This is a genomic window from Bradyrhizobium sp. URHA0013 (genome assembly GCF_000518345.1).
In the GTDB taxonomy this organism is placed as follows: domain Bacteria; phylum Pseudomonadota; class Alphaproteobacteria; order Rhizobiales; family Xanthobacteraceae; genus Bradyrhizobium.
This window is the reverse complement of the sequence record NZ_JADK01000006.1, coordinates 54014-67526: the sequence shown is the minus strand read 5'-3', so window position 1 is coordinate 67526 and position 13513 is coordinate 54014. Positions and strand designations below refer to the sequence as shown.

Annotated in this window: 10 protein-coding genes; 8 read left to right on the top strand and 2 right to left on the bottom strand. The window is 64.8% G+C overall.

The features are described 5' to 3' along the window. Window positions 1-73: 73 nt before the first annotated feature. The 7 genes from N551_RS0107935 (at window position 74) to N551_RS0107905 (ending at window position 8358) form a co-directional block, all read left to right on the top strand. Window positions 74-1432: a formimidoylglutamate deiminase gene (locus N551_RS0107935; RefSeq protein WP_027566504.1), complete on the top strand. Its 1359-nt coding sequence runs from the start codon at window positions 74-76 to the stop codon at window positions 1430-1432. Further along, window positions 1429-2157, top strand: a complete 729-nt coding sequence (gene hutC, locus N551_RS0107930) for a histidine utilization repressor (RefSeq protein WP_027566503.1) — start codon at window positions 1429-1431, stop codon at window positions 2155-2157. The genes N551_RS0107935 and hutC overlap by 4 nt, the downstream gene beginning before the upstream one ends. Before the next feature lie 105 nt (window positions 2158-2262). Beyond that, on the top strand, window positions 2263-3207 hold the full coding sequence (locus tag N551_RS0107925; protein WP_027566502.1) for an ABC transporter substrate-binding protein: 945 nt from the start codon (window positions 2263-2265) through the stop codon (window positions 3205-3207). Window positions 3208-3280: 73 nt separating this feature from the next. After that, on the top strand, window positions 3281-4054 hold the full coding sequence (locus N551_RS0107920; protein WP_027566501.1) for an ABC transporter permease: 774 nt from the start codon (window positions 3281-3283) through the stop codon (window positions 4052-4054). Then, complete coding sequence (locus tag N551_RS0107915) at window positions 4051-4836, top strand: ABC transporter ATP-binding protein (protein ID WP_027566500.1); 786 nt, start codon at window positions 4051-4053, stop codon at window positions 4834-4836. Before N551_RS0107920 ends, N551_RS0107915 begins: the two co-directional genes overlap by 4 nt. Next, window positions 4829-6061: a Zn-dependent hydrolase gene (locus N551_RS0107910; RefSeq protein WP_027566499.1), complete on the top strand. Its 1233-nt coding sequence runs from the start codon at window positions 4829-4831 to the stop codon at window positions 6059-6061. Before N551_RS0107915 ends, N551_RS0107910 begins: the two co-directional genes overlap by 8 nt. Before the next feature lie 1157 nt (window positions 6062-7218). Then, window positions 7219-8358 carry an MFS transporter gene (locus N551_RS0107905; protein ID WP_027566498.1) on the top strand — a complete coding sequence of 380 codons (1140 nt, stop codon included), beginning with the start codon at window positions 7219-7221 and terminating at the stop codon, window positions 8356-8358. 6 nt (window positions 8359-8364) lie between these two features. Here the strand turns inward: N551_RS0107905 and N551_RS0107900 are convergent, their stop codons facing one another. Continuing rightward, a complete protein-coding gene (locus N551_RS0107900; RefSeq protein WP_027566497.1) occupies window positions 8365-9354 on the bottom strand; it encodes a tripartite tricarboxylate transporter substrate binding protein in 990 nt (329 codons plus the stop codon). A gap of 296 nt (window positions 9355-9650) precedes the next feature. On the opposite strand from N551_RS0107900, the gene N551_RS0107895 reads away from it, so the two are divergent. Then, entirely contained in the window at window positions 9651-12491 is a 2841-nt protein-coding gene (locus N551_RS0107895; RefSeq protein ID WP_027566496.1) for a winged helix-turn-helix domain-containing protein, read from the top strand. A gap of 23 nt (window positions 12492-12514) precedes the next feature. Here the strand turns inward: N551_RS0107895 and N551_RS0107890 are convergent, their stop codons facing one another. Continuing rightward, window positions 12515-13453, bottom strand: a complete 939-nt coding sequence (locus tag N551_RS0107890; RefSeq protein ID WP_027566495.1) for an aldo/keto reductase — start codon at window positions 13451-13453, stop codon at window positions 12515-12517. Between the last annotated feature and the right edge of the window lie 60 nt (window positions 13454-13513).

The window sequence follows — 13513 nt, the reverse complement described above, 5'->3', positions numbered from 1 at the left end:
TTCGCGTGGGATGCTTGACTTATATGTCTAGACATATAATCGTGTCGCGGTTCTGTCCAGCCGGCATGGAAACATGACACGACTGCATTTCGCCTCCGCGCTCCTGCCTTCGGGCTGGGCCAATGACGTGCAGGTGGTGATCACCGCCGGCGCGATCGCCGAGGTGACGCCGGGCGTGGCCCCGGCCACCGGCGACGAACGCCACCAAATCGCGCTTCCGGGACTTGCGAGCCTGCACAGCCACGCCTTCCAGCGCGGCATGGCGGGTCTCGCAGAACTGCGCGGCGATAGCACCGACACTTTCTGGACCTGGCGCGAGACGATGTATCGCTTTGCGCTGGCGATGACGCCTGACGACGTCGCAGCGGTCGCGACACTGCTTTATGTCGAGATGTTGGAGCAGGGTTTTACCCGCGTCGGCGAATTCCATTATCTGCATCACGATCGCGACGGCTCGCCATACGCCGACATCGGCGAAATGGCCGCACGCATCGCGCAGGCCGCCGAAGCCTCGGGTATTGCGCTGACGTTGCTGCCGAGTTTTTATGCGCATGGCTCATTTGGCGGCGCAGCACCGCATGCCGGCCAGCGCCGCTTCATCTGCACGGTTGATCAGTTCGCCGCGCTGGTGAGCGCCTCGCGCAAGGCGCTCGCAACATTGCCGGGTGCCAACATCGGCGTCGCGCCGCACAGTTTGCGCGCTGTGACGCCGGCCGAGCTTGCGGCAATCCTTCCGCTCGCGGACGGCGGCCCGGTCCATATTCATGCCGCCGAGCAGGTGAAGGAAGTCGAGGATTGCCTGGCCTGGTCCGGACGACGTCCGGTGCAATGGTTGCTGGAGCACGCGCCCGTCGATCAACGCTGGTGCCTCATTCACGCCACCCATACCACGGCCGAGGAAGTCTGCGCCTTCGCCAAAGCCGGCGCGGTCGCCGGCCTCTGCCCCGTTACCGAGGCGAGCCTTGGCGATGGCATTTTCCCGGCTCGCGAATTCGTCGGTGCCGGCGGTGCCTTTGGCATCGGCACGGATTCCAACGTGCTGGTCGGCGTCGCCGACGAGCTGCGCCAGTTGGAATATGGCCAACGGCTCAAGCACCGCGAGCGCAACGTGCTCTCCCCCGGCGCGGGGCGCTCGACGGGACGCACGCTGTTCGATCATGCGCTTGCAGGCGGCGCGCGGGCACTGGCACAGATGTCAGTCGGTCTCACACCCGGTGCGCGCGCCGACATCGTCACGCTCGACACCACGCATCCCTCGCTGGCGGGGCGCGCGCGCGACGCCGTCATCGACGGCTGGATCTTTGCCGCGGGCAGCGGTGCGATCGATTGCGTTTGGGCCGGCGGCGACAAGGTCGTCGAGGGCGGCCGGCACAGACTGCGCCAGGCCGCGCGCGAACACTTCAACACATCGGTGCGGAGGCTCGTTGCATGAGTCTCGCCACTGATACACCGGACCAGCCGACGCTCTACAAACGGATTCGCGCTGATATCGAGAAGCGCATTCTGACAGGCGAGTGGCCGCCCGGGCATCGCATCCCGTTCGAGCACGAGCTGGTGGCGCGTTACGGCTGCTCGCGCATGACCGTGAACAAGGCGCTGTCGGAGCTCGCGCAAGCCGACCTGATCGAGCGACGGCGACGTGCCGGCTCCTTCGTCCGCCGGCCGCAACATCAGTCTGCCGTGCTCAAGATCGCCGACATGCGCGCCGAGATCACCGCGCTCGGGCGCGCTTACGGTTACGAGCTGATCGGTCGCAAGCTCCGCGCCGCGACCGCGGCCGACCGTGACCGCCTCGGTGTCAAGAAGGCCGGCAGGGTGGTCGCGATCACCTGCCGCCACAGCGCCGACGACGTACCTTTCGCCGTCGAGGACAGGTTGATCGATCTCGCGTCGGTGCCGGATGCAGCGACCGCGGATTTTTCGCGTGAGCCACCCGGCTCGTGGCTGCTTCACCATGTTCCATGGACAGAGGCCGAGCATACGATCAGCGCTATCGTCGCGGACGATCGCACGGCGGAGGCGCTCGACATCGCCGTCGGCGCACCCTGCCTCGTGATCGACCGCTATACCTGGCGCAGCGCGCGCACGATTACCGCGGTGCGGCTGCTCTATCCCGGTGACTCTCACCGCCTTGTCGCCCGATTCAAGGGAGGCTGAGAGGACGTGTCGGCACAAATCGTGCAACGCTTCGGGCAACGGTCCATGAGGACCGACCGAGATCAACAGGACGTCAATCCATCGATCGGCAAGAGGACGACAATCATGCGTAGTTCGAAAGTATTTGCGACAATCATTGCCCTCACAGCTTCCACGCCGGCGCTCGCCGACGACGTCAAGGTCGGCGTCGGCATCTCCGGATGGACCGGCTTCGCGCCGTTGACGCTGGCGAAGGAAGCCGGCATCTTCAAGAAGAACGGCCTCGACGTCACCATCAAGAAGATTCCGCAGAAGGATCGCCATCTCGCAATCGCCTCCGGCGACGTCCAGTGCGCGGCAACGACCGTGGAGACCTGGATCTCCTGGAACGCCAACGGCGTCGCGACCAAGCAGATCTTCCAGCTCGACAAGAGCTACGGCGCCGACGGCATGGCCGTGCGCAACGAGCTCGCCGCGATCAAGGATCTGAAGGGCAAGACGGTTGCGGCTTCCGCGCCCGGCACCTCGCCCTATTTCGCGCTGGCCTGGATGCTGAAGAAGAACGGCTTGTCGGTGAAGGACGTCACCGTCGTCAACCTCGAGCCGGCCGCGGCCGCGCAGGCCTTCGTCTCCGGCCAGAACGATGCCGCGATGACCTATGAGCCGTATCTGTCGACGGTTCGTGCCGCCCCCGACAAGGGCAAGATCATCGCGACCACGCTCGACTATCCGATGGTCATGGACACGTTCGGCTGCACGCCGAAATTCCTCACCGAGAACCCGAAGGCCGCCAAGGCGCTCGCCGACAGCTATTTCGAGGCCCTCGACATGATCGCCAAGGACCATGCCAAGGCCTACGAGATCATGGGTGCCGACGTGAAGCAGACCGGCGAGGCGTTCGGCAACTCGGCGAAGTATCTGCGCTGGCAGGACAAGGCCGCGAACCAGAAATTCTTCGCCGGCGACTTCCTGACCTTCAACAAGGAGGCCGCCGACCTCCTGCTCGAGATCGGCATCATCAAGGCCGCGCCGAAGGTCGAGGATCTCTTCGACGCCAGCTACATCAAGTAAATCTCCTAGCAGCCGCCGGCCCCGTCTCGCGGCGGGGCCGGTAAACTTGTTCACCGCTCGGATAGACAGTTTGATGCGTCCCCTCGATCCCGTGACGTCAAGGCAGCGCGTGGCTTACGGCCTTGCGTTCTTCGTAGTGTTCGTTGCCCTTTGGTCCTGGGCGACCTTCGGCGGCCACGTGTCGAAGGTGTTCCTCGCCAACCCGCTCACCATGGTGCAGGAAGGCGTCGATCTGATCATCAAACAGGGCTTCCTGTTCGACATCGGCATGACGATCTTGCGCGTCGTCGGCGGCTTCGTGCTGGCCGCACTCATCGCGGTGCCGTTCGGCGTGCTGATGGGCGCGTACAAGCCGGTCGAGGCGTTCCTCGAACCGTTCGTCTCCTTTGCGCGCTATCTGCCAGCCTCCGCCTTCATTCCCCTCCTGATCCTGTGGGCCGGCATCGGCGAGCTGCAGAAGCTGCTCGTCATCTTCATCGGCTCGGTGTTCCAGATCATCCTGATGATCGCGGTCACCGTCGGCACGACGCGGCGCGACCTGGTCGAGGCGGCCTATACACTGGGGGCCAGCGACCGCGGCATCATCCGCCGCGTCCTGTTGCCCTCCTCCGCGCCTGAGATCGCCGAGATCCTGCGGCTGGTGCTGGGCTGGGCTTGGACCTATGTCATCGTCGCTGAACTGATCGGCTCCTCCTCCGGCATCGGCCACATGATCACCGACAGCCAGGCGCTGCTCAACACCGGCCAGATCATCTTCGGCATCATCGTGATCGGGCTGATCGGCCTGGTCTCGGACTTCCTGTTCAAGGCGTTCAACGCTTGGCTGTTTCCCTGGAGGCTCGCATGACGATCCTCAAGATCGAACAGGTCTCGCGAACCTTTCCCGCGCGCCACGGCAACGCCCCGACCAGGGCGCTGGAGCCGACCGATCTTGTGATCGGCAACAACGACTTCGTCACCATCCTCGGCCCTTCCGGCTGCGGCAAGTCCACGCTGCTTCGCATCGTCGCCGGCCTCGATCGCCCGACCGGCGGACGCGTGGTGCTCGATGGACGCGTGGTGACTGGCCCGGGCGCCGATCGCGGCATGGTGTTCCAGTCCTACACGTTGTTTCCCTGGCTGACGGTACGCGAGAACATCGCCTTCGGCCTGCGCGAGCGTGGCGTATCCGAGGCGGAGCGAAACAAGATCGCCGACGCCTTCATCCGCCAGGTCGGCCTGTCCGGCTTCGAGAACCATTGGCCGAAACAGCTCTCCGGCGGCATGCAGCAGCGCACCGCGATCGCGCGCGCGCTCGCCAATGATCCCAAGATCCTGCTGCTCGATGAGCCCTTCGGCGCGCTCGACAACCAGACACGCGCCCTGATGCAGGAAATGCTGCTCGGCATCTGGGAGCGCGACCAGAAGACCGTGCTGTTCGTGACCCACGACATCGAGGAAGCGATCTTCCTCGGCAGCCGCGTCATCGTCATGAGCGCACGTCCCGGCCGCATCAAAGCCGAGATCAACGTGGACCTGCCGCATCCGCGCTCCTACAAGATCAAGACCACGCCCGAATTCGTCCAGTTGAAGGAACGGCTGGTCGAGGAGATCCGCACCGAGGCGTTGAAGGTTGCCGAACATGCCTGACACCTTTTCACGCGCAAACGGCGAGCGCGTTCTCGCCGATCTCAATGCGCTCCGTGCCATCGGCGCCTACAAGACCGGCGTGCACAAACCGACCTTCTCCGAACCGCACAAGCTTTCGCTGGATTGGCTGGTGCGGAAGCTGCCCGACGCGGGCCTCTCCGCCGCGATCGACGGCATCGGCAATGTCTTCGGCACCAGCGCAAAGGCGGGACCCAAGCTGCTCGCGGGATCGCATCTCGAAAGCCAGAACTACGCCGGCTGGCTCGACGGCCCGCTCGGTGTCGTCTACGCGCTCGAAGCGGCGCGCGTGCTCAATGCCGATCCCTCGCTCGAAGGCGCGGTCGAGATTGCCGCCTGGTGCGACGAGGAAGGACACTTTGGGCACTTCCTCGGTTCGCGCTCCTATGTCGGGCAAGTGAGCGAGGCCGACATTGATGCCGCACGCGACCGGACCAGCGGCCGCACCATGCGGGACGCACTCGCCGACATGGGGCTCGCAGGACGACCGCGCATCACCGCCGAGCCGGGCCGGCACGTCGGATATCTGGAAGCCCATATCGAGCAGGGCGACACGCTCGAAAGCGGTCGCCTTGCGGTCGGCGTCGTCACCTCCATCGTCGGCATCTGGCAATACCAGATCAATTTCGTCGGTGAGCAGAATCACGCCGGCACCACCCGCATGGCTGCACGGAAGGATGCCGGGCTGGCGCTGGCAAAGTTCTGCGTCGCCATCGACGAGCGTTTTCCCGAGAGCTGCGGTCCGCGCACGGTCTGGACCACCGGCCGCATCACGCTCGATCCGGGCGCGCCGAGCATCATTCCGGGTGGCGCCGAAATGCTGTTCCAGATCCGCGACGACGATCCTTCCGTCATCGCCCGGTTGGAAGAGCTGCTGCGGAGCATGGCGGACGAGGCCAGTGCGAAGGGTCCCTGCACCGTCACCGTGGAAAAACTGCGCACCGGCGCGCCGGCCATGATGAAGGCAGACATCCAGGACGCGATCGAAGCCGCGAGCAAGACTCTGGCCGGCGGACGATCCATTCGCATGCCCAGCGGTGCCGGCCATGATGCGCAGATGCTGGCGACAATCATGCCCGCGGGCATGCTGTTCGTACCGTCGATCGGCGGCATCAGCCATCACTGGACCGAGAACACCGCCGACGTCGACATCGTCACCGGCGCCCAGGTGTTCGTCGAAGCTTGCCGGAGGATACTTAGCGGCTAGAACGCCGCCCCACTCTCGTGTCCCGGAAGCGCTGCAACGCACCGTCGAAGAGACGCTGCGCTGCGTCCGGCACGAGAACGGAGTGTGGCGCACACTCTCTCCACATCGTCATGGCGAGCGCCGCGACTTGTCCGCCGAAGCTTTAGCGAAGGCGGAAGCAATCCAGAATCCCTTCGCGGCGGCAGACTGGATTGCTTCGCTGCGCTCGCAATGACGGAGCATGAGGCGGCAGCGGCACTCTTCCAGCTCGCATTTTAATTGTAGACATGCCTTCGCGTTCTCGGCGCGTTTCGCCCGAGCTTTGCTTCGTCGCTTCACCCTCTTGTCCAAGAGGGCGCAGGGAAGGCCGGGTGCCGGCTGGCACCCGCGGTCCGCTGCGCGAAAAGCACACGCAGGAAAACCGCACAGCAGCATACAGGTGTAGCCAATCACTCGGCCTTCCCTGCGCGATGGTTGGACGGCTTATGCCGTGCTCTCCCGGGAGCCGAGTTCCTTTTGGCCTCCCTCACCCCAACGAAATTCACCGACACCACGCCGGTTGACGCAGATGCCGCATTCGCCAGAGCTTGACCGTAGCAACGACGGCCAGGACCACACGGTTTTGCCGTACGCACGGCCCGCCATTTCGCCGCAGTTTTCCCAGCCCTGTCGACAAAGCCGGAAACTTACAGACGAGACGAAGCCTAGCAGCGCCGCTCGTCGGAACGAAGCCTCGGGCTCACGGAGAGCAATCCGCCCTGCCCTTGGCCTCTCGTACCCGAACGCTGCCGCGTCCACCGCAAGCCCGGCTCGCGAACATGACGACCACAAGATCGCCCCTCAAGGATGAGCCGGGATGGGCGACACATACGCCAAAACCGAATTTCGGTAAAGTGGAATATTTTTGCGCGGTGGGATTGACAGGAGGGCGACACAGAGGCGGTCGTGTAGCCCGGATGGAGCGCAAGCGTAATCCGGGACGGTGCCGAATGCGCGCAAGCGGCTCCGGATTGCGCTGCGCTCCATCCGGGCTACGAAGCCTCACTCCTTTGTTCGCACTGGCGTTCCGTCCGCCCAGGGCCGCCTGCGACAAATTCGAGTCCGCCGCGGACATAAAGACGCAACAATTGCGAGGCTTGTCGATCGCCCCCGCCCTAATTCCTCTCCCCGGAGTTCCCATGTCTTCTGCCGACAAGCCGGCGACACGCCTTGCGACCAGGCTTGCCTTCCTCGTCGCGGGCTTCGGCATCGCGTGCTGGGCACCGCTGGTGCCGTTCGCGAGGGCGCGGCTCGCCGTCGACGACGGCATCCTCGGACTGCTCCTGCTCAGCCTTGGCATCGGCTCGGTCATCGCGATGGTTCTGACCGGCGTGCTGAGCGCGCGCTATGGCAGCAAGCCGATCATCATTGCGGGCGGGCTCGGTCTTGCCTTGGTCCTGCCTCTGCTGACAATCGCGAGCTCGCCGGCGACGCTGGCGCTGGCACTTCTCGCATTCGGCGCCGCGCTCGGTTCCATCGACGTCGCCATGAACATCCACGCGGTGGAGGTGGAGCGCGCCGCGGGACGTCCGCTGATGTCCGGCTTCCACGCGCTGTTCAGCATCGGCGGCTTCGCCGGGGCCGCACTCATGACCGCACTGCTCTCGCTGCAACTCGGCGCGCTCGCTTGCACGCTGATCTGCTCCGTCCTGATGCTGATCGCGATGCTGGTGGCCTGGCCGCGGCTGCTTCGCTCCGTGCAGGTGCAGGAGGGACCGCTGTTCGTGCTGCCGCATGGCGCCGTGCTCCTGCTCGCACTGCTTTGCGCCATCACCTTCCTGGTCGAAGGCGCGATGCTCGATTGGGGCGCGTTGCTCGTCATCGGCGCGGGCCTCGTCTCCGAAGCGCAAGGCGGGATTGGCTATATCGTGTTCTCGGTCGCGATGACGATCGGGCGGCTCGGCGGCGACGCCGTCGTCGCGCGCATCGGAGACCGCACCACATTGTTCTGGGGCAGCCTGATTGCGATCGCGGGTTTCGTGGTCCTGCTCACGGCTCCCGTCGTGGCGGTGGCTGTGGCCGGCTTCCTGCTCATCGGCCTCGGCGCATCGAACCTCGTGCCGGTGCTGTTCCGCCGGGCGGCGAGACAGACGGTGATGCCCACGGGGCTCGCCGTCGCCGCGATCACGACCGCCGGCTACGCCGGCGTTCTCGTCGGCCCCGCCGGTGTCGGCTTCGTCGCACGTCTTGGCGGATTGCCGGTCGCGTTCTGGCTCCTGGCCGCGCTGATGGGCCTCGTCACGCTGACGGCGCGCATTGTTACGCGCGCCGACGGCTGAGCGGCCTCACAAATTGCTCAGCCCGATCGATTTGATCAGGGGCGCGAGGCTTGCGGATGTGGCCTCGACGATGCGCTGGAATTTGTCCGGGCTTGAATCGTTGTCCGGCTCCATGCCCTGGGCGCGATAGCTCGCCAGAAGCGCCGAATCGGCCATGGCGAGCCGCGTCGCCTGCGCGATCCGGTCGATGATCGCATCGCCGGTGTCCTTGGGTGCGAACAGACCGAACCAGCCCTCATACCGGATGCCGGGCATGCCGGATTCGACGGCGGTCGGGATCTCGGGCGCGCCGCTCAGCCGCGTTTCGGTGGTGACCGCCAGCAGTCTGACTTTCCCCGCTTGAGCCAACTGCTGCAATTGAACGGACATGACGGCAATGACGAGCGATATCTGGCCGCTGACGAGATCGTTGGTCGCCTGCGCGATGCCCCGATAGGGCACGTGGACGATGTCCAGCGCACCGGCCTGCTGCTTGAAGGACTCGCCGACCAGATGGTTTCCGGTGGCGATCCCCGGCGTGCCATAGGACAGCTTTCCCGGATTGGCTTTCGCATAGGTGATCAATTCGCGCAGGTTTGCGGCGGGCACCGAAGGATTGATGGCAAAAACCAGCGCGCTGTTGATCAGGCGGTAGATGGCGCGGAAATCGCCGACGGAATATCCGGGATTCGCCGACGTCATGGGAATGATGACCTGCGTGCTGCCGTTGCCGAGCAGCAGCGAATAGCCGTCGGGCTCCTCGCGCGCGACCGCCGCGGTCCCGATGGCGCCGCCCGCGCCGCCGATATATTCGACGAAGGTCGGCCCCAGCAGCGACGGCATCCTGTCCACCCAGGGGCGCGCGATCTGGTCGCCCGATCCGCCGGCTCCGTAGGGAATCACCAGGCGAATGGGACGAGACGGATAGTCGGCGGCTTGTCCGCTTCGGGGAAGCGCGGCGAGCGCCGCCGCGCTTGTCAACGCGTGCACGAATTGTCGCCGCGTGAAAGAGGCCATGCTGGAAATTCCGGAAGTCGGCAGTCAATGTGGTGGCGGGACCGGCTCCCGGACCATGCCATCGCAGCAATCCGGCACCACAGTCAATGCTCCATCCGGACGAACCCCGGTGTTATCGCATTGTCACGTCGGCCTAACTCTTTACTTTCCAAGCATAATTTCGCGAGCGAGCCGACCCAAGCCGTCCACGCAGGGCTGCCAGCCCTGCCCACTGCTTTCGGCCAGTTTACTGTACGCCTCGTTCTGGTAGACCAAAAAGTAATACCTTTTGACTCCCTTCGAGGGGGCGATGGCGCGTGCCAGATCGTAGCGAAGACTCGGCCATTTCCTTTGGGCCATTTCGACTGTTTCCGAAGTCCCGGCTCTTGGAGAAGGAGGGCTCGCCGCTTCATGTCGGCGGCCGCGCGCTCGACATTCTCATCTTCCTTGCCGGACGCCCCGGAGAAGTCGTCGACAAGAGAGAGCTGGTCAAGCGCATCTGGGCCGGCGTCAATGTCGACGAGGGCAGCCTGCGCTTCCACGTCGCGGCGCTGCGCAAGGCGCTCGGCGACACCGGCAAGTCGGCCCGTTACGTCGTCAACGTGCCGGGCCGAGGCTATTGTTTTGTCGCCTCGTTCGTTCAAGCAGCTCTGCCGGCCGCCCCGCTCCCGGCCGAAACCGCCCCTCCCCGCTCCCTGCCCGCTCAGCTCACAAGGATGGTCGGCCGGGAAGATGTCATCGAGAAGATCTCGAACGGACTTTCGCTCTATCGCTTCATGACCGTCGTCGGCCCGGGCGGCATCGGCAAGACCTCGGTCGCCGTCACCGTCGGGCATCGCCGTTCCCAGGATTTCGACGGGCGAGTCTTCTTCGTCGATTTCGGTCCGCTGAGGGATGCCAGCCACATCGCGACCACCATTGCTTCGGCGCTCGGACTGACCATCAGCGCGGAGGATCCGACGCCGGCTCTGCTGACGTTTCTGAAGACCGGCCCGGCCCTGCTGATCTTCGACAGTTGCGAACATGTGTTGGATCAATTGGCGCCGCTGGTCGAGCACATCGTTCGCGAGGCACCGCAGCTTCGTGTTCTCGCAACCAGCCGCGAATCGTTCCGCAGCGAAGGCGAGCGGATTTTCCGGCTGTTCCCGCTGGATTGTCCGCCCGAGCGCGAAGGGCTTGCTGTCGACGAGGTCCTTGCCTATCCCGCGGCTCAACTCTTTGTGGACCGCATTGCGCAGAGCTCGGGCCCGTTCCAACTCAGTGCAGAGGAGGCGCCCCTCGTCGCGAGCATCTGCCGGCGCCTCGACGGCATCGCGCTGGCGATCGAGCTCGCGGCGGGCCGCGTCAATGCTTACGGCATCGCCGGCACGGCATCCCTGCTCGACAGCCGCTTTTCGCTGCAATGGCGGGGCCGGCGTACCGCCGTGCCGCGGCACCAGACGCTCGCTGCGGCTCTCGACTGGAGCTACGACCTTCTGCCTCCCGTGGAGAGCGCCACGCTGCGACGCCTGTCGGTCTTTGCCGGGCCTTTCGCGCCGGAGGCGGCTGCCGCGGTCGCGTCCGGTGACGGACTCAATGCATCCGAGACTCTCGAAGCAATCGACAGCCTGGTGACCAAGTCGCTTATTTCGCCGTCCGGCTCGCGCACGCTGCGCTACCGGCTGCTCGACACCACGCGCACCTATGCATACGGAAAACTCAACGAGCTCGGCGAAGCCAGGCAGTTCGCGCGGCGTCATGCCGAGCATTTTCGCGATTTATTCCAGCGCGCGGAGGCGGATATTTCGACGCCGCTGCCCGAATGGCTGAGCATCTATGGCGCGGAGCTGGACAATGTGCGTGCGGCGTTGGACTGGGCCTTCGGCCCCGACGGCGAGCCGAGACTCGGTATCGCGCTGACGGCGGCCGCGGTCACGCTGTGGGTGCGTCTTTCGCTGTTCGCGGAGTGCCGTGAGCGCAGCAGAACGGCGCTCGCGGCGCTCGGAGACACCGCCGACGATAACCGCATCCGCATGCAGCTCCTGTCGGCGCTCGGCTGGTCGCTGATGTATGGCGAGGGCCGCGCGCGCGAGGCGCGGCCGATCCTCGAGACGACCCTTGAGCTTGCTGACAGGCTCGACGACAAGGATTTCCGGCTGCGCGCGCTCTGGGGCTTGTGCATCGACCAGTTCAACAACGGACAGTTCGGCAAGGCCCGTGCGCTCGCCGATCGCTTTGCGAACGCGGCCGCGAACTCGCCCGACAAGACCGATGTCATGCTGAGTGACCGGCTGATGGCCGTGGCGCTGCACTATCTCGGGGATCAGAACGAGGCTCGGCTGCGCATCGAGCGGGTCAATGCATCGCTGCATGTGTTGGCGGAGAAACCGAAAATCTTTCCGCTCGATCTGAGAATCTCGACGCAATATTTTCGGGCTCGCATCCTGTGGCTTCAGGGCCTGGCCGATCAGGCTCAGGCCCTTACCGCCAGAAACATCGAGGAAGGCCGGGCCAACGGCCACGCGCTGACCTTCTGCAGCGTGCTTGGACAAGCCGCCTGCCCGATCGCCTTCTGGTCCGGCGATTTCGACGCTGCGGAGCGTCACGGCGCCGAGCTGCTCGAACACACCGAGCGCCACGCGATCCGGCTGTGGGGCCTGTGGGCGCGGGCCTTCAATGCCGCGGTCATGGTCAAGCGCGGCGACGTCACGATCGGGTTGCCGCTGCTGCGCGAGGAGCTCAACCGCGCCGGCGATGCGCGCTTCCTGCCGCGCTTTCTGCCCCTGCTCGGCGAGCTCGCCGCGTGTTCCGGAGAGGCCGACCAGGTCGATCGTGGGCTCGACGTGATCGAGGATGTCCTGACCCGCTGCAACGACCGGCAGGAGCTCTGGTATCTGCCGGAGCTGATCCGCATCAAGGGAGAGTTGATGCTCAGGAGCACTCGGCATTCGGAAGACGCCGAGGCGCACTTTCGCGAGGCCACGGACATTGCCGTCCAGCAAGGCGCGCGCTTCTGGGAGCTGCGAAGCGCGGTCAGCCTGGCGCGGTTCATGATTGGGGCTGGCCAGACCACGGAAGCCTTGGCAATTCTGGAACGCGCATGCGGGCCTTTCAAAGAGGGCGCCGGCATCGCCGAGATCCGCAGCGCCCACGATTTGATCGAGCAGCTCCGGGCTTGACGAGTCGGCTGACCGGCACTGATTCATCCAGCCCGCGGGATGAATCCGGGCACGCCGGTCTCGACGACCGTGTTGAACCTGATGTTTGTCGTGATCTGGTCCCTCATCTCTCGCATGGCGTCTTCGGGCAAGGCTGAAATATCGAAGTTTTCCTGGATGCGCCGGGGATTGGTCGAAGTCGTCAGGAAAGCGGTGCCGCGCTGGACGGCCCACGCCAGCGCAATTTGAGCCGGTGTCTTGTGCAAACGCTCCGCGATGGCAGTGATCACCGGATCAGCCAGGACGTTCGGCTTCATCGCGTGTCCCAGCGCTGCAAACGCCTGCAGCACAATTCCGTGCTCTCGACAGAAGTCGAGCAGGTCCCATTCGGGGAGATACGGATGCGATTCGACTTGCACCATGGCGGGCCTGATCCGCGCGACCGAAACGATCTCGCGCAGCTTGTCCAGGGTGATGTCCGACAGGCCGATCGACTTGCAGTGCCCCTCGTCGACAAGGCGTTCCAGCGCCCCCCACGTTTCGGCCAGCGTAACCCCAGAATCATAGATGACCCGACCGTGCTCATCCCTCGGGTCCTGCTCGTCGCCGGGTTGAAAGGCAAAGGGCGTATGGATGATGTAGCAATCGATCTCGTCGAGCTGCAGCCGTCGGCGACTGGCGTCGAAGGCAGGCCTGACCCGTTCCGGCCGATGATTGGTGTTCCATAGCTTCGTCGTAACGAACAGGTCCTTGCGCTGAAGCGTCCCCGCCTTGAAGGTCTCCTGCAGCGCGTCGCCGACCGCTTCCTCGTTGCGATAGCGCTCCGCGCAATCAAGATGTCGAAATCCGGCCTCCAACGCAGCCTTGGTGGCCCGCCTGGTCACGAGCGGATCCGGAATCAGCGTGCCAAATCCCACCGCGGGAATCGTTCCGGATTGATGAGTTGGAATTCTCGTATAACGAAGCGTATCTGACGAAGTCATGCTGATGCTCCTTTGCTTGTCCACGGCTCCCTCAAAAGTGAGGGACGAGGTATTCGGAAT

Coding starts and splice junctions, on each gene's coding strand:
- N551_RS0107935 (WP_027566504.1), top strand. CDS start 74: ATGACACGACTGCATTTCGCCTCCGCGCTCCTGCCTTCGGGCTGGGCC.
- hutC (WP_027566503.1), top strand. CDS start 1,429: ATGAGTCTCGCCACTGATACACCGGACCAGCCGACGCTCTACAAACGG.
- N551_RS0107925 (WP_027566502.1), top strand. CDS start 2,263: ATGCGTAGTTCGAAAGTATTTGCGACAATCATTGCCCTCACAGCTTCC.
- N551_RS0107920 (WP_027566501.1), top strand. CDS start 3,281: ATGCGTCCCCTCGATCCCGTGACGTCAAGGCAGCGCGTGGCTTACGGC.
- N551_RS0107915 (WP_027566500.1), top strand. CDS start 4,051: ATGACGATCCTCAAGATCGAACAGGTCTCGCGAACCTTTCCCGCGCGC.
- N551_RS0107910 (WP_027566499.1), top strand. CDS start 4,829: ATGCCTGACACCTTTTCACGCGCAAACGGCGAGCGCGTTCTCGCCGAT.
- N551_RS0107905 (WP_027566498.1), top strand. CDS start 7,219: ATGTCTTCTGCCGACAAGCCGGCGACACGCCTTGCGACCAGGCTTGCC.
- N551_RS0107900 (WP_027566497.1), bottom strand. CDS start 9,354: ATGGCCTCTTTCACGCGGCGACAATTCGTGCACGCGTTGACAAGCGCG.
- N551_RS0107890 (WP_027566495.1), bottom strand. CDS start 13,453: ATGACTTCGTCAGATACGCTTCGTTATACGAGAATTCCAACTCATCAA.